Origin of the sequence: Enterobacter cloacae (assembly GCF_013375935.1) — a bacterium.
GTDB lineage: Bacteria > Pseudomonadota > Gammaproteobacteria > Enterobacterales > Enterobacteriaceae > Enterobacter > Enterobacter pasteurii.
Map to the genome: position 1 here is coordinate 1,698,420 of NZ_CP056117.1, position 20,961 is coordinate 1,719,380.

The window sequence follows — 20,961 nt, forward strand, 5'->3', positions numbered from 1 at the left end:
GAATCTATTGATTCCCTAAATAATTATCCAAAACGAACGTCGCGCCCGTGCGGTTCATCCAGATCCTGCCAGGGCCCAACAGAGATAATGCCCGTTGGGTTGATGGTCTTATGGCTGCGGAAATAGTGGGTGCGAATATGATCGAAATCGACCGTTTCCGCGATCCCCGGCGTCTGGTAGATATCGCGCAGGAAACCGTGCAGGTTCAGGTAGTCGCTGATGCGGTGTTTATCGCACTTGAAGTGTGTAACGTAAACCGGATCGAAGCGGATCAGCGTAGTCCACAGGCGGATGTCCGCTTCCGTCAGGCGATCGCCCGTTAAATAGCGGTGCTGGCCGAGGATCTGCTCCAGGCGCTCCAGAGAGGCAAAGACGCTGCCGACCGCTTCGTCGTAGGCTTCCTGGCTGGTGGCGAAGCCGGCTTTATAGGCGCCGTTGTTCACGCTGTCGTAGATCCAGCCGTTCAGCTCGTCAATTTTCTCGCGCAGCTCAACCGGATAATAATCCCCGGCGCGGGCACCGTGCGCGTCAAACGCGGTATTGAACATGCGGATGATTTCCGCAGACTCATTGCTGACGATCGTCTGGTTTTTCTTGTCCCACAGCACCGGCACGGTCACGCGCCCGGTGTAGTGCGGATCGGCGCGCAGGTAGAGCTGGTAAAGGAAATCGTGGTGGTAAAGATCGTCGCCGGTCGCGGCAGGGAAATCACTGTCAAAAGTCCAGCCGTTCTCCAGCATCAGCGGGTTCACCACCGAAACCGGAATTAACGATTCGAGACCCTTGAGTTTGCGCACAATCAGCGTGCGGTGCGCCCACGGACAGGCGAGAGAAACGTACAGATGATAACGGTCTTTCTCCGCCGCAAAACCGCCTTCGCCACTCGGGCCGGGGGCACCGTCGGCGGTCAGCCAGTTACGGAAGGCCGAAACAGAGCGCTTAAAGCGTCCGCCGGTGGATTTGGTGTCATACCAGACATCCTGCCAGACGCCGTCTACGAGTTGTCCCATTCTTTTCTCCTCCGTCAGATAGCAAAAGCGAGGAGAGATCTCCTCGCTTTCAGTTCAGTCAGTATAGCGTGCTTACCACTTCTTATTCAGAAGGCGGTCGATGCTGTATGCGCCCGGGCCAGTGATGGCCAGCAGCAGGAAGCCGCCTGCGATGGTCATGTTTTTCATGAACATCAGGGAGTTCACGCCTTCCGCAAAGTTGCTGTGGAACAGGAACGCGGTCAGCAGGGTGAAGCCGGCGGTGAACAGCGCCGTGGTGCGGGTCAGGAAACCGAACAGTACCGCCAGGCCGCCGCCAAACTCAAGCAGAATGGTCAGCGGCAGCAGGAACCCCGGCACGCCCATGGCTTCCATATACTGCTGTGTGCCAGCATAGCCGGTGATTTTGCCCCAGCCTGCCACGATAAACAGAACAGGCATCAGGATACGCGCTACCAGTACACCAACATCTTCTAATTTTTTCATTTTACTCTCCAGGGAACCACATCAGCGGCTTAACTTTATTTATGTGCAAATTCGGGTAGATACCGCGTCTTTGCTGTCGATGGAGAGGAGTGTAAACGGGGCGGGTAGCAATTGTTAGCAAGGAAAACTGTCAATCTTCTTCAAAGATATTGAGTAAGGGAGTGCGCGCTGTTGCCTTCACGCCAGCACTGTCCTGAAGAGAGAGGGCGCAAAAACAAAAAACGGTAACCTGAGTTACCGTTTTGCTTTTTACCGCAGCTGCTGCTGACGAATCGTGGCCTTCACCAGACGCCATGCGCTCCAGACGCCGAAGCCGCGGCGCGCCCAGCGAATCAGCATATTTGGATGACGAATCGTCCAGATAGCCATCACGCTGCTGCCAACCAGCGCCCACGAACGCAGGCTCAGGATGGTATTCCAGCCGCGGTCGTAACGCTGGGTCAGCTCCAGCCAGTCGCGACGGCTGGCGGACAGGTCCAGCCGCTGCTGTTGGATCTGGCTCAGCAGATACGCTTTTCGCTTCTGACGTTCGGCTTTGTCGCTCACGGCTTGTCATCCTCCAGCAGGGCGCGATCGTTGGCCAGCTCCTGACGCGTATGGCGCAGGAAGGTCGACGTACGCGCTTTACGCAGAGTCCAGATACCGCCTATCAGAGCGGCAACCAGCAGAACCACCGTGGTCGCAATCATCGCGTTCAGACGATACTGCGGGTCAATAGCCCAGATGATTAACACCATCAGGCTCATCAGCCCGAACGCGGCAAAGAGCATCGTAAGCCCAAGCATGAGCAGCATCTGGAAGAGATTGGCTTTCTCCTCTTCCAGCTCCACTACCGCCAGCCGGACGCGCGTTTCGGCAATCCCGACCAGCGTCGTAAGAATACGCTGGCCGATGCCGAGGACGTTTTTAGCAGGCCCTTGTGCGTGACGAGGATCTTCCATAATCAACGACGCGTCAGCAGAACGCCCAGCACCACACCTACTGCGGCACCAATACCTACGCCAGTCCATGGATTATCACGTACATATTCGTCTGCGCGCGCTGCTGCTTCGCGGGTCTGTTTCGCCAGCGCATCACCGGTTTCACCCAGACGATAACGGCTCTCTTTCAGCGCCTGCTCCGCTTTACTGCGCAGCTTGCTCACTTCTTCTTTCGATTTATCGGCAGAGGAGTTCAGCACCTCTTCCAGGGTGTCCGCCAGGGATTTCAGTTCAGCGCGCAGATTTTCTGAAGTTGTATCTTTTGACATGATTCTCTCCTGTTGAGATTTCCGTTAACTCAATAATCGCGAGCTTCCAGCGCTTTCAGTTCGTCCTGCGCCTCTTGTAACTTCCTCTCGCGCTTGGCAATCTTTTCCGCATCCCCTTTCTCTTTCGCTTCCTGCAGGTCTTGACGGCGCTCGGCTATCTCGTCCTTCTGTTCAGCGATTTTTTCCTGATGTTCGGCACGCAGCTTGCTGTCGGAACAGTTGGCTTTCACTTCGCTCAGCGCTTTTTTCAGACCGTCGATCCGGTGCTGGTTGTTATGCTTTTCGGCATAGCTGATTTCGCGCTGGATATCCTGTTCTTTCTCCTGACAAAGAGACATTGCGAAGGAAGTTGTGCTTAACGAAAAAAGGGCCAGAGCCAGGGTGATGCGGTATTTCATTATAGAAACCTTCCATTGTGTTACGGCGTAAGCCGTGTTCCAGAACTATGCGGAGAACATCTGAGGGGTGCTCCGCGTACTTAAGCATAGTAAGTAAACGGGAGTTTCACCAAAGTAGGTGAAAATATTCGGAATAGTAGTCGTTAACCAAATCGATGCGACGTGTCGCGTAACCGTGACATCCAGGAGGCCACGTGGCTGTCATCGTCCTGCTGCGCGATGATATAACCATGAGGCAGCGTTCGGTCCAGCACGGCTTTTGCCGCGGCGCTTTGCGCACTGGAGTCAAATTTTATCAGCAGCACATCGTCTTGCGGCGTGATGCTTTTAAAGCGGATCCCGTTTGCGTCCAGATGATGCCAGATGGAAAAACCATCCGGCACGCTGGCTCCCTGACTCACAGGGCGGATAGCCAGCGTCGACTCCTGATGCTGTAGCGCAGACCACAGCAGGATGAGCGTGCTTAACATCATCAGCGCGACGATAGCATAAGAGAAGCGGCGGAGGGCGAGCGGGGAGATAACCATCGTTAACCCCTGGCTCCGTATTTCTTCTTCCACAGCACAACCAGTGAACCTACCAAACCAAACACCAGCAGGACGACCGGCAGCAGCATCAGGCAGGACATGAGCTGATCTTCATACTTCATAAATACCGGCGTTTTGCCGAGCGCGTAGCCGAGCGTGGTCAGGATCAGAACCCACAGCAAGCCGCTCATCCAGTTAAAGAACTGGAAGCGCGCGCTGCTCAGGCCAGACAGGCCCGCAATGGTGGGCAGCAGGGTGCGAACAAACGCGATGAAGCGGCCAATCAGCAGCGCGGAAAGCCCGTGCTTGTGGAAAAGGTGGTGCGCCCGCTGGTGGTAATGTGCCGGAAGATGCGAAAGCCAGTTCTGGACGATACGCGTGTTGCCCAGCCAGCGCCCCTGAATATAGCTCACCCAGCAGCCCAGGCTGGCGGCAATGGTTAACAGCAATACCGTTTGCGGGAAGGCCATCGCCCCTTTTGCACAAAGTACCCCGACCAGCACCAGCAGACTGTCGCCCGGTAAAAAGGCGGCAGGCAACAAACCGTTCTCAAGGAACAGGATCATAAATAAGACAAAATAGAGCATGCCAATCATGGACGGGTTGGCCAGCGTTTCGAAATCCTGAGCCCAGAGGGCGTTCAGTAGTTGGGTCAAAAGTTCCATTCAGTGTTCCTGGAAATCGGTTAACGTCACGCCTGTCATTCGGGAAAAACAGCACGGCGACATTGTAGTGATTTCATTATGGTCGCTCGCGGACACATTGATGCGTGGCCAACACTGTTCCCTGTTAATTGGCTGGTTAGCAAGCACTAACTTACAAAATAACGAAGTGAATCCAATTGTAACAAAGCCCGACGTTCTGCGTCACAGAATTTGAGGGGAAACGTGATTTTGGCGTAAGCCATGAAGGGGAGCGAGAATTTTTACAAAGGCTGACACTATAGAGGTTTTCTTACCCTGCGTCGCCGGAAGGCGCAGCGGTGCGCCTGCCGGCAGGCCAGTGGCTTATTTTGCGAGATTGGCCGCAGTATCGAGATGAACGACCGGATTATCGGCAAAAAGATAGCGGTCTGCGTTAAATTCAAAGTCATCACTGGTTTCATTAAAGAGCATCTGTTTGGTGTTTTCCAGATGCTGCCACATCGCCAGCTTCGCCGCGTGCGGGTCTTTACGAATCAGTGCTTTAAGAATCTGATCGTGGTCGTCGCACCAGTTATCCACCGTGCGGGAATCGATGTGATCGTGCAGTTTCTTCCAGTACGGGTTGTGAACGCGCTGAGTCCACATTTTTTCTACGATTGCCGCCAGCGCCGTATTCTGGGTTGCAAGGGCGACCTGGACGTGGAACTGCAGGTCCCATTCGGAATCGCGGAAACATTTTTCCTTACGCGCGTGATCCTGAATTTCCATCAGCTTCATGATGTCCTGCTTGGTCACCTGAGTCGCCGCAAATTCCGCGATATTGCTTTCGATCAGCTGGCGAGCCTGGAGAAGCTCGAACGGGCCGTAGCTGGCAAACTCCAGGCTTTCGTCCGGGGCCGGAGAGTGCTTTGCCTGGCTGGAAATCACGTGAATGCCGGAGCCTTTTCGCACCTCAACGTAGCCTTCCACTTCCAGCATGATGATGGCTTCGCGCACCACCGTGCGGCTGACGCTTTTCTCGTCCGCGATAAAACGCTCGGCGGGAAGTTTATCACCGACAAGATAGACACCTTGCTCGATGCGATCTTTCAGCTCGGCAGCAAGTTGTTGATATAAACGACGAGATTCGGTGATTTCCATATACGCTCCAGGCAGGGTACCGCGAATGATTTGTTATACCACTTTTACGTGCCAGTCTCCAGATTTTGCCATCAAAAAAGCCGCCCGGAGGCGGCTTCTGCGAAGATTTTCCCGGGTGGTGGCGCAGCGCTAACTCTGCGTCGCCGGCCCTCCAAGGGACTCTTTCGCCAGTTCGTCGGCGGATTTACTTTTCAGCACCGTCCAGATCACCACCGCGCCCAGCAGGTCGAAGATAGCCAGCACCGCGAACAGCGGGCTGAAGCCGATGGTGTCTGCCAGCGCGCCGACCACCAGGGCGAACATGGTGCTTGCTGTCCAGGCGGCCATGCCGGTCAGGCCGTTGGCGGTGGCAACTTCGTTACGGCCAAACACGTCGGAAGAGAGCGTAATCAGCGCGCCGGAGAGAGACTGGTGAGCAAAACCACCGATACACAGCAGCGCGATAGCAACGTAAGGGCTGGTGAAAAGACCGATCATGCCCGGGCCGATCATCAGCAGCGCGCCCAGGGTGACCACCATCTTACGGGAAACAATCAGGTTCACGCCAAACCAGCGCTGGAACAGCGGTGGCAGGTAGCCGCCTACGATACAGCCCAGGTCCGCGAACAGCATTGGCATCCAGGCGAACATCGCGATCTCTTTCAGGTTAAAGCCGTAAACTTTGAACATGAATAGCGGGATCCAGGCGTTGAACGTGCCCCAGGCCGGTTCTGCCAGGAAGCGTGGCAGGGCGATACCCCAGAACTGACGGGTGCCGAGGATCTGCCAGACTGACATCTTTTTACCGTTATCGGTCTGATGCTGCGATTCCTGACCATTAATAATGTAGTCGCGTTCTTCGGTAGACAGCTTTTTCTGATCGCGCGGGTGTTTATAGAAGATCAGCCACGCCATCGCCCAGGCAAAGCTCAGTACGCCCGAGATGATGAACGCCATCTGCCAGCTGTGCATCACGATGGCCCATACCACCAGCGGTGGCGCAATCATCGCCCCGATGGACGAGCCCACGTTGAAGTAGCCCACCGCAATGGAGCGCTCTTTTGCCGGGAACCACTCGGAGCTGGCCTTCAGCCCCGCCGGGATCATCGCCGCTTCGGCGGCACCAACCGCACCACGCGCCAGCGCCAGCCCGCCCCAGCTCCCTGCCAGTGCGGTCGCGCCGCAGAAGACGGCCCAGGCAACGGCGAAGAAGGCGTAACCAATTTTTGTACCCAGAATATCAAGAACATAACCTGCAACAGGCTGCATTACGGTGTAAGCGGCAGAGTACGCCGCGATGATGTAAGAGTATTGCTGCGTGGAAATATGTAACTCTTCCATCAACGTTGGCGCCGCGGCTGCCACGGTGTTACGCGTCAGGTAGCCCAGCACGGTGCCGAGCGTCACCAGTGCAATCATGTACCAACGTAACCCTTTAATTTTACGCATGTAAAACCTCATCGTTATGTTATTTCCGTGTCGGGACACGGCAACAGCTCAACCGTTATCGGGAGCTGTTCTGTAACGGGAGGGGCGTAACCGGGAGCGTGTCCCGGAACGGCCCGAACCTTGCCATAAGTAATCGTGCTTAAGTCGGTTTCCGTACCGTTAAATCCGGTGTGAAGCACCGGTAATGCATTCCGTCGGCATAGTGTTTGCGACGGCGAAACGATAACTTGTCATACAACTTTAAAAGGTGAGTGACATCACAAAAGTGTGAATCTTTGTAGGGATATTCTGCGGCGCGGATAAAGCCAGTGCTGGCGCGGTCTGCGAGAGGGTTTACCCCTTTGAGGGTAATTTATTTGTCGACGTTTATTGATCTAACTCACGAAAAAAACGTCGGCCTCTGGAAATTGGTGTGATAACTTTGCAGCATCTGAACATAAGCTTTCTGCCGCTCCCGTAATGAGGAAGACGATAATGACGCCGTTTATGACCGACGATTTTCTGTTAGATACCGAATTTGCCCGCCGCCTGTACCACGACTACGCAAAAGACCAGCCGATTTTCGACTACCACTGCCATTTACCGCCGCAGCAGGTTGCCGAAAATTACCGCTTCAAAAACCTGTATGATATCTGGCTGAAGGGTGACCACTATAAATGGCGAGCGATGCGCACCAACGGCGTGGCCGAGCGCCTGTGTACCGGCGACGCCACCGACCGCGAGAAGTTTGACGCCTGGGCCGCTACCGTTCCGCACACCATCGGTAATCCGCTATACCACTGGACGCACCTTGAGCTGCGTCGTCCGTTTGGCATCACCGGCAAGCTGCTTTCTCCAGCCACCGCGGATGAAATCTGGGACCAGTGCAACGACCTGCTCGCGCAGGACAACTTCTCCGCGCGCGGCATCATGAAGCAGATGAACGTGAAGATGGTGGGGACGACCGACGATCCGATCGACTCCCTGGAGCACCACGCGGTGGTCGCCAAAGACGCCTCGTTTGACATCAAGGTGCTGCCAAGCTGGCGCCCGGATAAAGCCTTCAACATCGAGCAGGCAACCTTTAACGACTACATGGCGAAGCTGGCGGAAGTCTCCGATACCGACATCCGTCGTTTCGCCGATCTGCAAACGGCGCTCACCAAACGTCTGGATCACTTCGCCGCGCACGGCTGTAAGGTCTCTGACCACGCGCTGGACGTGGTGCTGTTCGCGGAATCTAACGAAGCCGAGCTGGACAGCATTCTGGCGCGCCGTCTCTCCGGCGAACAGTTAAGCGAGCATGAAGTCGCCCAGTTTAAAACCGCGGTGCTGGTGTTCCTCGGTGCGGAATATGCCCGTCGCGGCTGGGTTCAGCAGTATCACATCGGCGCGCTGCGCAATAACAACCAGCGCCAGTTTATGCTGCTGGGCGCGGACGTCGGCTTTGACTCCATCAACGACCGTCCGCTGGCGGAAGAGCTGTCTAAGCTGCTGAGCAAACAGAACGAGCAAAACCTGCTGCCAAAAACCATCCTCTACTGCCTGAACCCGCGCGATAACGAAGTGCTGGGTACCATGATCGGCAACTTCCAGGGGGAAGGGATGCCGGGCAAGATGCAGTTCGGCTCCGGCTGGTGGTTTAACGACCAGAAAGACGGCATGGAGCGTCAGATGACGCAGCTGGCGCAGCTTGGCCTGTTAAGCCGCTTTGTCGGCATGCTGACCGACAGCCGCAGCTTCCTCTCCTACACTCGCCACGAATATTTCCGCCGCATTCTGTGCCAGATGATTGGCCGTTGGGTGCACGCGGGCGAAGCGCCAGCGGATATCCAGCTGCTGGGCGAAATGGTGAAAAACATCTGCTTTAACAATGCGCGTGACTACTTCGCCATTGAACTGAACTAAGGCCGCTTGAGGTTGATATGCAATACATCAAAATCCATTCGCTGGATAACGTTGCCGTCGCGCTGGCAGATTTAGCCGAAGGGACGGAAGTGACCTTCGACAGCCAGTCGGTGACGTTACGCCAGGCCATTGGGCGTGGCCATAAGTTTGCCCTGATCCCCATTGGGAAAGGGGAGAGCGTGGTGAAGTACGGCTTGCCCATCGGTCACGCGCTGGCGGATATTGCGCCGGGTGAATACATTCATTCCCACAATACCCGCACCAACCTCAGCGATCTGGACGAGTACAGCTATCAACCTGACTTTCAGACGGAAGAAGCCCAGGCGGCCGATCGTGAGGTGCAGATTTACCGCCGCGCCAGCGGCGAGGTGGGGATCCGCAATGAACTGTGGATCCTCCCGACCGTCGGCTGCGTGAACGGGATTGCGCGTCAAATCCAGGCGCGCTTCCTGAAAGAGACCAGCGGTGCCGAAGGCACCGACGGGGTGCATCTGTTCAGCCACACCTACGGCTGCTCCCAGCTGGGTGACGACCACATCAACACCCGCACCATGCTGCAAAACATGGTGCGTCATCCGAATGCGGGCGCGGTGCTGGTGATTGGCCTCGGCTGCGAAAACAACCAAGTGGATGCCTTTCGCGAAACGCTGGGCAACTTCGATCCCGGGCGCGTGCGCTTTATGGTGTGTCAGCATCAGGATGACGAAGTGGAGGTGGGCGTTGAACAGCTGCATCAGCTGTATGAGGTGATGCGTCACGACAGGCGCGAGCCGGGCAAGCTGAGCGAACTGAAGTTTGGCCTGGAGTGCGGCGGATCTGACGGGCTTTCCGGCATTACCGCCAACCCGATGCTGGGTCGCTTCTCGGATTACGTGATTGCCAACGGCGGCACCACGGTGCTGACCGAAGTGCCGGAGATGTTCGGCGCGGAGCGTATTCTGATGAGCCACTGCCGCGACGAAGAGACGTTTGAAAAGACCGTCACCCTGGTGAACGACTTCAAACAGTACTTTATAGCCCACAACCAGCCGATTTATGAGAACCCGTCGCCGGGTAACAAAGCGGGGGGGATCACCACGCTGGAAGAGAAATCCCTCGGCTGCACCCAGAAGGCGGGCGCCAGCCAGGTGGTGGACGTTCTGCGCTACGGCGAACGCCTGAAAACCCACGGCCTGAACCTGCTGAGCGCGCCGGGTAACGATGCGGTCGCCACCAGCGCGCTGGCGGGAGCGGGCTGCCATATGGTGCTGTTCAGTACCGGCCGCGGTACGCCGTACGGCGGGTTTGTGCCGACGGTTAAAATTGCCACCAACAGCGAGCTGGCGGCAAAGAAAAAGCACTGGATCGATTTCGACGCAGGACAGCTGATCCACGGCAAAGCGATGCCGCAGCTGCTGACCGAGTTCGTGGACGCTATCGCAGAGTTCGCCAGCGGCAGGCAGACCTGTAACGAGAAGAACGACTTCCGCGAGCTGGCGATTTTTAAGAGTGGTGTGACGCTCTAAGCTGGGTGCGGGCTGGAGCCCTCACCCCAACCCTCTCCACTGTACGGTCCGGGGACATAGTGAACACTTGTTCGGGGACATGGTAGACACTTACAACTAAGGCATAAGAACCCGCTTATGGAGTCGCTTATGCCCTGGGATGCGAGAGATACCATGTCATTACGTACCGAGTTTGTTTTGTTCGCCTCGCAGGACGGGGCGAACATCCGTTCCCTCTGCCGTCACTTTGGCATTTCACCTGCCACCGGCTACAAGTGGCTTCACCGCTGGGCGGAGGAAGGGGCCGCGGGCCTTCAGGACCGCCCGCGCATACCGCACCATTCCCCGAACCGCTCATCTGACGACATCACTGCCCTGCTGCGTATGGCCCATAACCGCCATCAACGCTGGGGCGCGCGCAAGATAAAGCACTGGCTGGAAGACCAGGGGCACACTATGCCCGCCTTCAGCACCGTTCATAACCTGATGGCCCGCCATGGTCTGCTGCCGGGCACTTCACCGGGCATTCCCGTCACGGGACGGTTCGAACATGACGCGCCGAACCGGCTCTGGCAGATGGATTTTAAGGGCCACTTTCCCTTTGGCGGGGGCCGCTGCCATCCGCTCACCCTGCTGGACGACCACTCCCGTTTTTCCCTGTGCCTGGCGCACTGTACCGATGAACGGCGCGAGACCGTGCAGCAGCAGCTGGTCAGCGTGTTTGAACGCTACGGCCTGCCGGACCGGATGACGATGGATAACGGCTCACCGTGGGGAGACACCACCGGCACCTGGACGGCGCTGGAGCTGTGGCTGATGCGTCTGGGTATCCGGGTGGGGCACTCCCGGCCGTATCATCCGCAGACACAGGGTAAGCTGGAGCGTTTTCACCGCAGCCTGAAGGCAGAGGTGCTGCAGGGGAAGTGGTTCGCGAGCGGGGGTGAACTACAGCGCGCCTTCGACCACTGGCGGACGGTCTATAACCTTGAACGCCCGCATGAGGCGCTGGACATGGCGGTACCGGGCTCGCGGTATAAGCCGTCTGCACGGCAGTACAGCGGCAACACACCGCCCCCGGAATACGACGAGGGCGTGATGGTCAGGAAAGTGGATATCAGCGGAAAGCTGAGCGTGAAAGGGGTAAGTCTGAGCGCAGGCAAGGCGTTCAGGGGAGAACGGGTCGGGCTGAAGGAGATGCAGGAAGACGGCCGCTACGAGGTGTGGTGGTACAGCACGAAAGTGGGGGTGATCGACCTGAAGAAAAAGTCGATCACCATGGGTAAAGGATGTTAAAAAGTGTTCACCATGTCCCCGAACACCTGTCTACCATGTCCCCGGACCGTACACCACGGGGAGAGGGGGGGCAAATACTAAAACGGCAACCTCAGGGTTGCCGTTTTGCTTTATCCGCGCAGGGCGTTCTTCGCTAAACGCGCATCTTCCGCCTGGCAGGCCGCCGCGGTGAACAGCACGTCCGTTGAGGAGTTCAGCGCGGTTTCGCAGGAGTCCTGCAGGACGCCGATAATGAAGCCGACCGCAACAACCTGCATGGCAATTTCGTTCGGAATGTCAAACATATTACAGGCCAGCGGGATCAGCAGCAGCGAACCGCCCGCCACGCCGGATGCGCCGCAGGCGCACAGCGACGCCACCACGCTCAGCAGCAGCGCCGTTGGCAGATCGACCGGAATACCCAGCGTATGCACGGCCGCCAGCGTCAGCACGGTGATGGTAATCGCTGCACCCGCCATGTTGACGGTCGCACCCAGCGGAATGGAAACCGAGTAGGTGTCGCGATCCAGGTTCAGCTTCTCAGCCAGCGCCATGTTTACCGGAATGTTCGCCGCCGAGCTGCGGGTAAAGAAGGCATATACGCCGCTTTCGCGCAGGCAGGTCAATACCAGCGGATACGGGTTGCGGCGGATCTGCCAGAACACCAGCAGCGGGTTGATCACCAGCGCCACCAGCAGCATGCAGCCTACCAGCACAAACAGCAGCTGTGCATAACCCCACAGCGCGTCAAAGCCGGTTGTCGCAAGCGTAGACGACACCAGACCAAAGATACCGACCGGCGCAAAGCGAATGACGACCTTCACGATAAAGGTCACGGCGTTGGACATATCGTTGACCAGGTTTTTTGTCGTTTCGTTGCCGTGACGCAGGGCGAAGCCAAGCCCGATTGCCCAGACCAGGATGCCAATGTAGTTTGCATTCAGCAGGGCATCAATCGGGTTTGTCACCATGCTCATCAGCAGGCCACGCAGAACCTCCACGATGCCGGAAGGCGGCGTGATGTCGCCCGCCGCAGAGGTCAGATGCAGCGTGGACGGGAAGAGGAAGCTAAAGACCACCGCGGTCAGCGCAGCAGAAAACGCGCCCAGCAGATATAAAAAGAGAATCGGACGAATGTTGGTTTTTTGTCCGTGCTGGTGATTGGCGATGGAAGCCATGACCAGCATCAGAACCAGCACCGGCGCAACGGCCTTCAGCGCGCCCACGAACAGGGTGCCGAGTAACCCTGTCGCTTCCGCGGCAGGTTTTGACACCAGCGCCAGCAGGATCCCCAGAACCAGCCCTATCAGGATTTGTTTAACCAGGCTGCCCTGCGTGATACGCGCCAGCAGGCCTTTAGATTGTGTGCTCATACTAAATTCCTAAGTGAAATTGCGTTCCATCCTGGATGTGCTCTAAGTCACATTTATTTCAGGATGTAAATATTTGTTTGCCTGGTTGAGTATCACGGAAAGCGGGGAAAGGCGGAAGCGTAAAATGCTGGATTTTGCGTGTTGCGTCATATTTTTTAACTATTGCGTTACAAAAGTGTGTTCACCCTCTCCCCTGTAGGGAGAGGGCCGGGGAGAGGGGATTACTCCGCCTGCTGCTTTTTATCGTGCTGGCGGTTAACCCAGGTATTAATAACCAGCGTCACCAGCAGAATGCCAAACACCACGCTGAGCGAAATGGCGATCGGGATATGGTAGAAATCGACGATCAGCATCTTGATACCGATGAAGACCAGAATCACCGACAGGCCGTATTTCAGCATCGAGAAACGCTCCGCCGCGCCCGCCAGCAGGAAGTACATCGCGCGCAGGCCGAGGATCGCGAACAGGTTAGAGGTCAGCACGATGAACGGGTCGGTGGTGACCGCGAAGATAGCCGGGATACTGTCTACCGCGAAAATCACGTCGCTCAGCTCGACCAGAATCAGCACCAGCAGCAGCGGGGTGGCAAACAGCAGGCCGTTCTTGCGCACGAAGAAATGCTCGCTTTCGATCTTGTCCGTCATGCGCAGATGACCGCGGATCCACTTCACCAGCGGCTTATCGCCGATACCGGTATCGTCTTCTTTCGCCAGCGCCATTTTGACGCCGGTGAACAGCAGGAACGCGCCGAACACGTACAGCAGCCATTCAAACTGGGTAATCAGCCAGCTGCCGGCGAAGATCATGATGGTACGCAGGATGATGGCACCCAGCACGCCGTACACCAGCACACGGCGCTGCAGAGCCGCAGGCACGGCAAAATAGCTAAACAGCATCAGCCAGACGAAGACGTTATCCACCGCCAGCGCTTTTTCAATCAGATAACCGGTGAGGAAGGCGAGAGCCTGAGGATCGGCCACCGCGCGGCCTTCGGTCGAGGCCAGATACCACCAGAAGGCGGCGCAGAAAAGGAGTGAGAGGGATACCCACACCAGCGACCAGACGGCGGCTTGCTTAACGCTCATGCCGTGCTCGCCGCGGCGGCCCTGCAAAAAGAGGTCGATCGCCAGCATGATGAGCACGACAACCGCGAATCCGCCCCACAGCATTGGAGTGCCGACAGAATGCATACTATTTTCCTTACACATAAAAAAACAAAAACGGCTATGGTCAGAAGACGATAGCCGTTAGCTTTTTATGCATAGACCTCGCCTTCCGGCAAGGTCTCACTTACAACCATGAAGGTTGCCCGGCGACCGGATGCGGTTTTGCACGCATCGTAATGACGATCCACCGGCGAAGAAGTTACTCCCCTTTGCAGGTAACAAAATATGTCAGAACATTGATTTCGTCAATGCTCTGCACGGTTTCATTACACAGCTTTACGCGATAGCTTCCGCATTCACGCCGTCTGCGGGGAAGACCACGCCGGTCTGTCGGCGGATCTCCGTTTGCAGCTTCGCTGTGGTGCGGCTTATCGCAAGCCCCGGGTGGTTCACTTCATTGTCTTCTACCAGACGGGCGAAGACCTCTGCCTCATAGAGCATAGTGTTAATATGCTGAGGCTGCGTCAGCTCCTGCGCTTTTCCGCCGCGCGGGACGATACTCAGCTTCTGGCATTCGGAGATTTTTTCGATCACCAGCGAGCCGTCTTCGCCCTGAATTTCGCTTGGCAGCACGGAGTCGCTGACCTTCGAGTGCTGCAACGTCACGCTGAAATCACCGTAGTCGAGCACCACGATACCGTGAGCGTCCACGCCGCTGTCCAGCAGGCTGGCGGTGGCCGTCACGCCGTGTGGTTCCCCCCACAGCGCAACCGCAGAGGCCAGACAGTAAAAACCGATATCCATAATCGAGCCGTTCGAGAAGGCCGGGTTAAAGGTATTCGGGTTTTCGCCGTCCAGATAGCGCTGATAGCGCGACGAATACTGGCAGTAGTTGATAAAGGCTTTACGCACTTTGCCAATTTTCGGCAGGGACTGCTGCAGCAGCAGGAAGTTGGGCAGGCTGGCGGTTTTAAACGCTTCGAACAGTACCACCTGGTTTTCGCGGGCGAGCGCAATGGCGGCTTCCACTTCCTGACTATTCGAGGCAAGCGGCTTCTCGCAGATCACATGCTTTTTGTGGCCGAGGAACAGCGCCGTTTGCGGGAAGTGCAGGGAGTTCGGGCTGGCGATATAAACCGCGTCAATAGCGTCACTTTGCGCCATCTCGTCGAGCGAGGTGAACAGGTGTTCGACCAGGTAATCGTTCGCGAAGCTCTGCGCCTGCTCAAGGCTGCGGGAATAGACTGCGGTGAGCTTATATTTGCCGGTTTCGTGGGCGGCGTCGACGAACTGGCGCGTGATCCAGTTCGTACCGATGACTGCGAAACGTATCATAAACGTTTACGTACTCCGTAGCAGGGAACCTGAAGCCACTGTAGCACGTCATCATGACATTTCGCGTGCGCTACTGCGCATTACTCTTTAACGATAAATGCGTCAGCCACAAACGGGTATCAAACTCCAGCTGGTGGTACTGCGGCTCCATATGGCAGCAAAGGGCATAAAACGCTTTGTCGTGCTCCTTCTCCTTGAGGTGGGCAAGCTCGTGCACCACAATCATCCGCAGAAACGCTTCGGGCGCGTTACGAAATACGGTCGCCACGCGGATCTCCGCTTTGGCCTTCAGCCTGCCGCCCTGCACGCGGGAGACGGCGGTGTGCAGGCCGAGCGCGTTTTTCAGCACGTGGATCTTGCTGTCGTACATCACCTTGTTGACCGGCGGCGCGCTCTTCAGATACCGGTTTTTCAGATCCTGCGTATACTGCCAGAGCGCCTTATCGGTCGCGAAATCGTGCGTGCCGGGATAGCGTTTTTCCAGCACCGCGCCCAGCTTTTGATCGGCAATTAACGTCCGGACCTGGGAAAGCAGATGCTCCGGGTAGCCCTGGAGATAAGTCAGCTGGTTCATCAAAACCCCAAAATAAGTTGAAAACGGGTATACTCACGCACCCTTTTCAGGGATAACGCCGAAATTTTACCATTCAGGAGGGCCGATGAGCCACTTAGACAACGGTTTCCGTTCACTCAACCTTAAACGTTTCCCGGAAACGGACGACGTTAACCCGCTTCAGGCGTGGGAAGCGGCGGATGAATATCTGCTGCAACAGTTGGATGACGCTGAAATCAGCGGCCCGGTGCTGATCCTGAATGACGCGTTTGGCGCGCTGGCCTGCGCGCTGGCGGCACACACGCCTTACAGCATCGGCGATTCTTACCTGAGCGAGCTGGCGACGCGTGAAAACCTGCGTCACAACGATATCGAAGAGTCCAGCGTGAAGTTCCTCGACAGCACCGCGGACTACCCGCAGGCGCCTGGCGTGGTGCTGATTAAGGTGCCAAAAACCATGGCGCTGCTGGAGCAGCAGCTGCGCGCGCTGCGCAAGGTCGTGACGCCAGAAACCCGCATCATCGCGGGTGCCAAAGCGCGCGACATTCACACCTCGACGCTGGAGCTGTTCGAGAAGGTGCTGGGCCCGACCACCACTACGCTCGCCTGGAAAAAAGCGCGCCTGATCAACTGTACCTTCAGCGCGCCGGAACTGGCCGACGCGCCAGAAACCCTGAGCTGGAAGCTGGAAGGCACAGACTGGACCATCCATAACCACGCGAACGTCTTCTCCCGCACCGGTCTGGACATCGGCGCGCGTTTCTTTATGGAACACCTGCCGGAAAATCTGGAAGGGGAAATTGTCGACCTGGGCTGCGGCAACGGCGTGATTGGCCTGACGCTGCTGGCGAAGAACCCGGACGCCAGCGTGGTGTTCAGCGACGAATCGCCGATGGCGGTGGCGTCGAGCCGTCTGAACGTGGAAACCAACATGCCTGAGGCGCTGGACCGCTGCGAGTTTATGATCAACAACGCGCTGTCCGGCGTGGAGCCTTTCCGCTTCAACGCCGTGTTCTGCAACCCGCCGTTCCACCAGAAGCACGCCCTGACGGATAACGTCGCCTGGGAGATGTTCCACCACGCGCGCCGCTGCCTGAAGATCAACGGCGAGCTGTACATCGTGGCGAACCGCCACCTGGACTACTTCCACAAGCTGAAGAAGATTTTCGGCAACTGCGTCACCATCGCCACCAACAACAAGTTCGTGGTGCTGAAGGCGGTGAAGCTGGGACGTCGTCGCTAAATAGCCAGCGCAAGCTGGGTGCCCTGCGCAATGGCCCGCCGCGCATCCAGCTCCATCGCCACGTCACACCCGCCGATCAAATGCACCGTTTTACCTGCCTCACGCAGCGGATCCGCCAGATCCCGCTTCGGCTCCTGCCCGGCACACAAAATCACATGATCCACGCGCAGCAGCTGCGGTTCGCCGCCGATCGTGACGTGCAGGCCCTCGTCGTCGATCTTCTGATAGCTCACCGCCGGGATCATCTTCACCCCGCGCGACAGCAGGGTGGCGCGGTGGATCCAGCCCGTGGTTTTGCCCAGCCCTTCGCCCGGCTTGCTGGCTTTGCGCTGTAGCATGACGATCTGACGCGGGCTTTTCGGCAGCTGTGGCCCTTCAGGCCGCAGGCCGCCGGGCTGACTCAGGCTGGTATCAATTCCCCATTCCACGCAAAATTCGGCGATATTCTGGCTGGTGGCCTCGCCCGGCTGGCTCAGGTACATGGCGGTATCAAAGCCGATACCGCCGCAGCCGATAATAGCCACCTTCTCCCCCACGGGCGCTTTATCGCGCAGTACGTCCAGATAGCTCAACACCTTCGGATGATCGATGCCCTCGATCGCAGGCGTGCGCGGGGCGATCCCGCTTGCCAGGATCGCCTCATCGAACGCCAGCAGATCGGCCGCCGTCACCCGCTGGTTAAGCCGCAGATCTACGCCCGTCAACTCGATCATCCGCCGGTAGTAGCGCAGGGTTTCATAGAACTCCTCTTTGCCGGGGATCTGTTTGGCGATATTAAACTGCCCGCCAATCTCACCGGCGGCATCAAACAGCGTCACGCTGTGCCCGCGCGAGGCGGCATTCACCGCGAACGCCAGGCCCGCTGGTCCAGCGCCCACGACGGCCAGGCGTTTTTTATTGACCGCGGGAACGACAGGCATTGTGGTTTCATGGCAGGCGCGCGGGTTGACGAGACAGGAGGTAACCTTGCCGACGAAGATCCGATCCAGGCAGGCCTGGTTACAGCCGATGCAGGTGTTGATCTCATCCGCGCGTCCGCTTTGCGCTTTGGACAACAGTTCTGCATCCGCGAGGAACGGGCGCGCCATTGACACCATATCGGCATCGCCGCGTGATATCACGTCGTCCGCCACCTGCGGATCGTTAATACGGTTAGTGGTGACCAGCGGAACAGACACTTTTCCCTTCAGCCTGCGCGTTACCCAGCTGAACGCCGCGCGCGGCACCGGCGTGGCGATAGTTGGAATGCGCGCCTCGTGCCAGCCGATGCCGGTGTTGATGATGGTGGTGCCCGCGGCTTCAACCGCCTTCGCCAGCTGCACGGCTTCATCGAACGTCCCGCCGCCCTCCACCAGGTCGAGCATCGACAGGCGGAAGATGATGATAAAATCCGCCCCCGCGCGCTCACGCACCGCGCGCACCACCTCCACCGCAAAGCGCATGCGGCGGGCATAGTCGCCGCCCCATTCATCCTCGCGCTGGTTGGTGCGCGCGGCGAGAAATTCGTTGATCAGATAGCCCTCGGAGCCCATCACCTCCACGCCGTCATAGCCCGCTTCACGCGCCAGCGCGGCGCAGCGGGCGAAGTCCTCAATCAGCGCCAGGATCTCGTCGTGGCTGAGGGCATGCGGCCTGAAGCGGTTGATGGGGGCCTGGATGGCCGACGGCGCGACCAGATTTGGCTGATAGCTGTAGCGCCCGGTGTGCAGGATTTGCAGGGCGATTTTGCCGCCCTCGCGGTGAACCGCGTCGGTCACAATGCGGTGGTGCGGCAGCTGGCTCGCGTTATTTAGCACCGCGCCGCCCTCCATCGTCACGCCCGTGGGCGCGGGCGATACGCCGCCGGTGACGATCAGCGCCACCCCGTGACGCGCGCGCTCGGCATAGAACGCCGCCAGACGCTCGGCCCCGTCCGGGCGCTCCTCCAGCCCGGTATGCATCGAGCCCATCAGCACGCGGTTTTTGAGGGTGGTGAACCCCAGATCGAGAGGGGCGAATAACGACGGGTAGCGGCTCATAGTCTCTTCCAGTGTAAAATTATTGTTATGTGGTCGGATGAGTTACTAATTTAGCCAGCGGGGAGTAAAAGGGAAAAGGGGAATGCGGTGAATGTGATGGGATTCAAATAATGCCCCTCACCCTAACCCTCTCCCCGAAGGGGAGAGGGGACTAGCCGGTGCGATCTTAAAGAGTTAGCTCGATCTGGTCTTTTCCCTCTCCCCTTTGGGAGAGGGACAGGGTGAGGGGTGTGGGTTTTAACTAACCCTGGTGCCTCCCACATCGACGTCGTCAGCCCGCAGTCTACCAGCCCGAGCTGGTCCGCATACACCGCCTGCCACTTCTGCATCATGCCGTCGTACAGCTCGCGGTGCGCCGGGTTCGGCGTGAACTCCCGGCTCCACTTCACCAGCCGCTCGCCCGTCGAGGCCATATCCGCGAACAGCCCCGCGCCCGTTCCGGCCGCAATCGCGCAGCCCAGCGCCGTGGCCTCCTTCACTTCCGGGACGCGCACCGGCAGGCCGGTGACGTCGCTTAAAATCTGGCTCCACAGGGCGCCTTTCGAACCGCCGCCCGCAAACACCAGGCTCTCAAACTTTACGCCGGAGAAGCGCGAAATCTGCGCCAGGTTACAGGCAGAGACTATCGCCGCGTTCTCCTCCAGCGCGCGGAACAGCGTCGCTTTGTTGCACTTTTCCGGGTCAATGGAGAGGTTAATAAACGACGGTGCCGCGTGGTACCACTGCTTAAAATGCATTGCGTCGGAGAAGATGGGCATCACGCCGTGGGAGCCAGCGGGCACGCGGCTCGCCATCTCTTCGAGCAGGGAATAGGTGTCCATCCCCATCCGGTCGGCAATCAGCTTCTCTTCGGCGCAGAACGCGTCGCGGAACCAGCGCATGGTCAGCCCGGTAAAGAAGCTGATCGACTCCGCCTGCGCCATGCCGGGGACAACGTGCGGGTTCACGCGGATATTCATGTCAGGGTCGGTGCGCACCTGCGGCAGGTTGACCACCTGCTGCCAGAAGGTGCCGCCCAGCACCGCCGTTTGCCCGGCGCGGACCACGCCCAGCCCCAGACAGCCCAGCTGCACGTCGCCGCCGCCCATCACCACCGGCGTGCCCTCGCGCAGGCCGCTCTGCAGTGCGGCGTCATGGGTAACGGCACCCAGCACGGTGCCGGTCTCCTTCACCGGGGAGAGGATATCGGCGCGCAGCCCGGCCATGTCCAGCAGCGCCGGCCGCCAGTCGCGGGAGAAGAGATCCAGCATGCCGGTCGTGCCCGCGTTGGACGGGTCAACCGCCAGCTCGCCGGAAAGCTTCGCCGCCAGCCAGTCGCTGATCATGGTGATGGTGGCGGCCTTGCGGTAGATATCCGGCCGATGGTGCGCCAGCCACAGCAGGCGCGGCATCGCGCTCAGGGCAAGGGTTTGCCCGGAAACCTCATACACCTCGGATTCAAAGCGGTCGTCGTGGATCTCCTTGAGTTCGGCAACCTCGCGGCTGGCGCGGGCGTCGACGTTGGCGCAGGCCCAGATGGCCTCGCCGTTGCGGTCATACAGCACGATCCCTTCGCGCATCGAGCAGCAGGCGACGGACTGAATATCCGCCTCGCTCAGGCGCGCGCGCTCCAGCGCCTGATGAATGCACCGGCAGGCCAGCCGCCAGTTGGTGTCGAGGTCGAACTCCATCGACCCCGGCACGTTCTCCACGCTCAGGTGCTTCCACTCGGCCTGGCCGACGGCAACCTGGCTGCCCTGTAAATCGAAAATAACGGCGCGAACGCTGCCTGTCCCTGCATCTAACGCTAAAAGGTAACTCATGAGCTTGCCTCGCTGTTAGCGCAGGGC

At 58.2% G+C, this 20,961-nt stretch carries 19 protein-coding genes and 1 pseudogene; 4 read left to right on the top strand and 16 right to left on the bottom strand.

The features are described 5' to 3' along the window. Window positions 1-23 precede the first annotated feature (23 nt). The 10 genes from HWQ14_RS08060 to HWQ14_RS08105 form a co-directional block, all read right to left on the bottom strand. Entirely contained in the window at window positions 24-1,010 is a 987-nt protein-coding gene (locus HWQ14_RS08060; RefSeq protein WP_176609416.1) for a glutathione S-transferase family protein, read from the bottom strand. Window positions 1,011-1,082: 72 nt separating this feature from the next. Continuing rightward, window positions 1,083-1,475 (bottom strand): DoxX family protein, encoded by a 393-nt coding sequence (locus HWQ14_RS08065; protein ID WP_148418371.1) that lies wholly within the window; start codon window positions 1,473-1,475, stop codon window positions 1,083-1,085. Window positions 1,476-1,724: 249 nt separating this feature from the next. Next, window positions 1,725-2,021, bottom strand: coding sequence for a YqjK-like family protein (locus tag HWQ14_RS08070; protein WP_148418372.1), 297 nt, complete (start codon window positions 2,019-2,021; stop codon window positions 1,725-1,727). Then, window positions 2,018-2,416 carry a phage holin family protein gene (locus HWQ14_RS08075; RefSeq protein WP_148418373.1) on the bottom strand — a complete coding sequence of 133 codons (399 nt, stop codon included), beginning with the start codon at window positions 2,414-2,416 and terminating at the stop codon, window positions 2,018-2,020. Before HWQ14_RS08075 ends, HWQ14_RS08070 begins: the two co-directional genes overlap by 4 nt. A 2-nt stretch (window positions 2,417-2,418) precedes the next feature. After that, complete coding sequence (locus tag HWQ14_RS08080; protein ID WP_003862645.1) at window positions 2,419-2,724, bottom strand: DUF883 family protein; 306 nt, start codon at window positions 2,722-2,724, stop codon at window positions 2,419-2,421. Window positions 2,725-2,753: 29 nt separating this feature from the next. Next, window positions 2,754-3,122: a DUF1090 domain-containing protein gene (locus HWQ14_RS08085; protein WP_148418374.1), complete on the bottom strand. Its 369-nt coding sequence runs from the start codon at window positions 3,120-3,122 to the stop codon at window positions 2,754-2,756. Between the two features lie 143 nt (window positions 3,123-3,265). Beyond that, window positions 3,266-3,649, bottom strand: a complete 384-nt coding sequence (gene mzrA / locus HWQ14_RS08090) for an EnvZ/OmpR regulon moderator MzrA (RefSeq protein ID WP_148418375.1) — start codon at window positions 3,647-3,649, stop codon at window positions 3,266-3,268. 2 nt (window positions 3,650-3,651) lie between these two features. Then, on the bottom strand, window positions 3,652-4,314 hold the full coding sequence (yqjA, locus tag HWQ14_RS08095; RefSeq protein ID WP_022649475.1) for a DedA family general envelope maintenance protein YqjA: 663 nt from the start codon (window positions 4,312-4,314) through the stop codon (window positions 3,652-3,654). A gap of 342 nt (window positions 4,315-4,656) precedes the next feature. Beyond that, entirely contained in the window at window positions 4,657-5,433 is a 777-nt protein-coding gene (exuR, locus tag HWQ14_RS08100; RefSeq protein WP_148418376.1) for a transcriptional regulator ExuR, read from the bottom strand. 129 nt (window positions 5,434-5,562) lie between these two features. Beyond that, complete coding sequence (locus HWQ14_RS08105) at window positions 5,563-6,861, bottom strand: MFS transporter (protein WP_148418377.1); 1,299 nt, start codon at window positions 6,859-6,861, stop codon at window positions 5,563-5,565. Window positions 6,862-7,335: 474 nt separating this feature from the next. Between HWQ14_RS08105 and uxaC the strand changes: the two genes are divergently transcribed. The 3 genes from uxaC (at window position 7,336) to HWQ14_RS08120 (ending at window position 11,525) form a co-directional block, all read left to right on the top strand. After that, window positions 7,336-8,748, top strand: coding sequence for a glucuronate isomerase (gene uxaC / locus HWQ14_RS08110; RefSeq protein ID WP_148418378.1), 1,413 nt, complete (start codon window positions 7,336-7,338; stop codon window positions 8,746-8,748). A 17-nt stretch (window positions 8,749-8,765) separates the two neighbouring features. After that, window positions 8,766-10,253: a UxaA family hydrolase gene (locus tag HWQ14_RS08115; RefSeq protein WP_176609417.1), complete on the top strand. Its 1,488-nt coding sequence runs from the start codon at window positions 8,766-8,768 to the stop codon at window positions 10,251-10,253. A gap of 129 nt (window positions 10,254-10,382) precedes the next feature. Next, window positions 10,383-11,525: an IS481 family transposase gene (locus HWQ14_RS08120; RefSeq protein WP_432418028.1), complete on the top strand. Its 1,143-nt coding sequence runs from the start codon at window positions 10,383-10,385 to the stop codon at window positions 11,523-11,525. 110 nt (window positions 11,526-11,635) lie between these two features. On the opposite strand, the gene sstT is transcribed toward HWQ14_RS08120, so the two are convergent. The 4 genes from sstT to HWQ14_RS08140 all read right to left on the bottom strand — a co-directional run bounded on the left by sstT (window position 11,636) and on the right by HWQ14_RS08140 (window position 15,892). Further along, entirely contained in the window at window positions 11,636-12,877 is a 1,242-nt protein-coding gene (sstT, locus tag HWQ14_RS08125) for a serine/threonine transporter SstT (RefSeq protein ID WP_176609418.1), read from the bottom strand. Between the two features lie 221 nt (window positions 12,878-13,098). Next, on the bottom strand, window positions 13,099-14,067 hold the full coding sequence (locus HWQ14_RS08130; protein WP_176609419.1) for a TerC family protein: 969 nt from the start codon (window positions 14,065-14,067) through the stop codon (window positions 13,099-13,101). Window positions 14,068-14,319: 252 nt separating this feature from the next. Further along, window positions 14,320-15,318: a Gfo/Idh/MocA family protein gene (locus HWQ14_RS08135; protein ID WP_176609420.1), complete on the bottom strand. Its 999-nt coding sequence runs from the start codon at window positions 15,316-15,318 to the stop codon at window positions 14,320-14,322. 70 nt (window positions 15,319-15,388) lie between these two features. Next, the gene (locus HWQ14_RS08140; RefSeq protein ID WP_176609421.1) at window positions 15,389-15,892 is read right to left on the bottom strand and encodes a M48 metallopeptidase family protein; all 504 of its coding nucleotides are present in this window, start codon (window positions 15,890-15,892) and stop codon (window positions 15,389-15,391) included. A gap of 85 nt (window positions 15,893-15,977) precedes the next feature. Between HWQ14_RS08140 and rlmG the strand changes: the two genes are divergently transcribed. Continuing rightward, window positions 15,978-17,114, top strand: a complete 1,137-nt coding sequence (gene rlmG, locus HWQ14_RS08145; protein ID WP_176609422.1) for a 23S rRNA (guanine(1835)-N(2))-methyltransferase RlmG — start codon at window positions 15,978-15,980, stop codon at window positions 17,112-17,114. On the opposite strand, the gene HWQ14_RS08150 is transcribed toward rlmG, so the two are convergent. Both HWQ14_RS08150 and lsrK read right to left on the bottom strand, forming a co-directional pair. After that, window positions 17,111-19,132: an NADPH-dependent 2,4-dienoyl-CoA reductase gene (locus HWQ14_RS08150; RefSeq protein ID WP_176609423.1), complete on the bottom strand. Its 2,022-nt coding sequence runs from the start codon at window positions 19,130-19,132 to the stop codon at window positions 17,111-17,113. The genes rlmG and HWQ14_RS08150 overlap by 4 nt on opposite strands. A 206-nt stretch (window positions 19,133-19,338) precedes the next feature. Further along, window positions 19,339-20,934: pseudogene (lsrK, locus tag HWQ14_RS08155) on the bottom strand (autoinducer-2 kinase); the annotation flags it as partial. Window positions 20,935-20,961 lie beyond the last annotated feature (27 nt).

Coding starts and splice junctions, on each gene's coding strand:
- HWQ14_RS08060 (WP_176609416.1), bottom strand. CDS start 1,010: ATGGGACAACTCGTAGACGGCGTCTGGCAGGATGTCTGGTATGACACC.
- HWQ14_RS08065 (WP_148418371.1), bottom strand. CDS start 1,475: ATGAAAAAATTAGAAGATGTTGGTGTACTGGTAGCGCGTATCCTGATG.
- HWQ14_RS08075 (WP_148418373.1), bottom strand. CDS start 2,416: ATGGAAGATCCTCGTCACGCACAAGGGCCTGCTAAAAACGTCCTCGGC.
- HWQ14_RS08080 (WP_003862645.1), bottom strand. CDS start 2,724: ATGTCAAAAGATACAACTTCAGAAAATCTGCGCGCTGAACTGAAATCC.
- HWQ14_RS08085 (WP_148418374.1), bottom strand. CDS start 3,122: ATGAAATACCGCATCACCCTGGCTCTGGCCCTTTTTTCGTTAAGCACA.
- mzrA (WP_148418375.1), bottom strand. CDS start 3,649: ATGGTTATCTCCCCGCTCGCCCTCCGCCGCTTCTCTTATGCTATCGTC.
- yqjA (WP_022649475.1), bottom strand. CDS start 4,314: ATGGAACTTTTGACCCAACTACTGAACGCCCTCTGGGCTCAGGATTTC.
- exuR (WP_148418376.1), bottom strand. CDS start 5,433: ATGGAAATCACCGAATCTCGTCGTTTATATCAACAACTTGCTGCCGAG.
- HWQ14_RS08105 (WP_148418377.1), bottom strand. CDS start 6,861: ATGCGTAAAATTAAAGGGTTACGTTGGTACATGATTGCACTGGTGACG.
- uxaC (WP_148418378.1), top strand. CDS start 7,336: ATGACGCCGTTTATGACCGACGATTTTCTGTTAGATACCGAATTTGCC.
- HWQ14_RS08115 (WP_176609417.1), top strand. CDS start 8,766: ATGCAATACATCAAAATCCATTCGCTGGATAACGTTGCCGTCGCGCTG.
- HWQ14_RS08120 (WP_432418028.1), top strand. CDS start 10,383: ATGCCCTGGGATGCGAGAGATACCATGTCATTACGTACCGAGTTTGTT.
- sstT (WP_176609418.1), bottom strand. CDS start 12,877: ATGAGCACACAATCTAAAGGCCTGCTGGCGCGTATCACGCAGGGCAGC.
- HWQ14_RS08130 (WP_176609419.1), bottom strand. CDS start 14,067: ATGCATTCTGTCGGCACTCCAATGCTGTGGGGCGGATTCGCGGTTGTC.
- HWQ14_RS08135 (WP_176609420.1), bottom strand. CDS start 15,318: ATGATACGTTTCGCAGTCATCGGTACGAACTGGATCACGCGCCAGTTC.
- HWQ14_RS08140 (WP_176609421.1), bottom strand. CDS start 15,892: ATGAACCAGCTGACTTATCTCCAGGGCTACCCGGAGCATCTGCTTTCC.
- rlmG (WP_176609422.1), top strand. CDS start 15,978: ATGAGCCACTTAGACAACGGTTTCCGTTCACTCAACCTTAAACGTTTC.
- HWQ14_RS08150 (WP_176609423.1), bottom strand. CDS start 19,132: ATGAGCCGCTACCCGTCGTTATTCGCCCCTCTCGATCTGGGGTTCACC.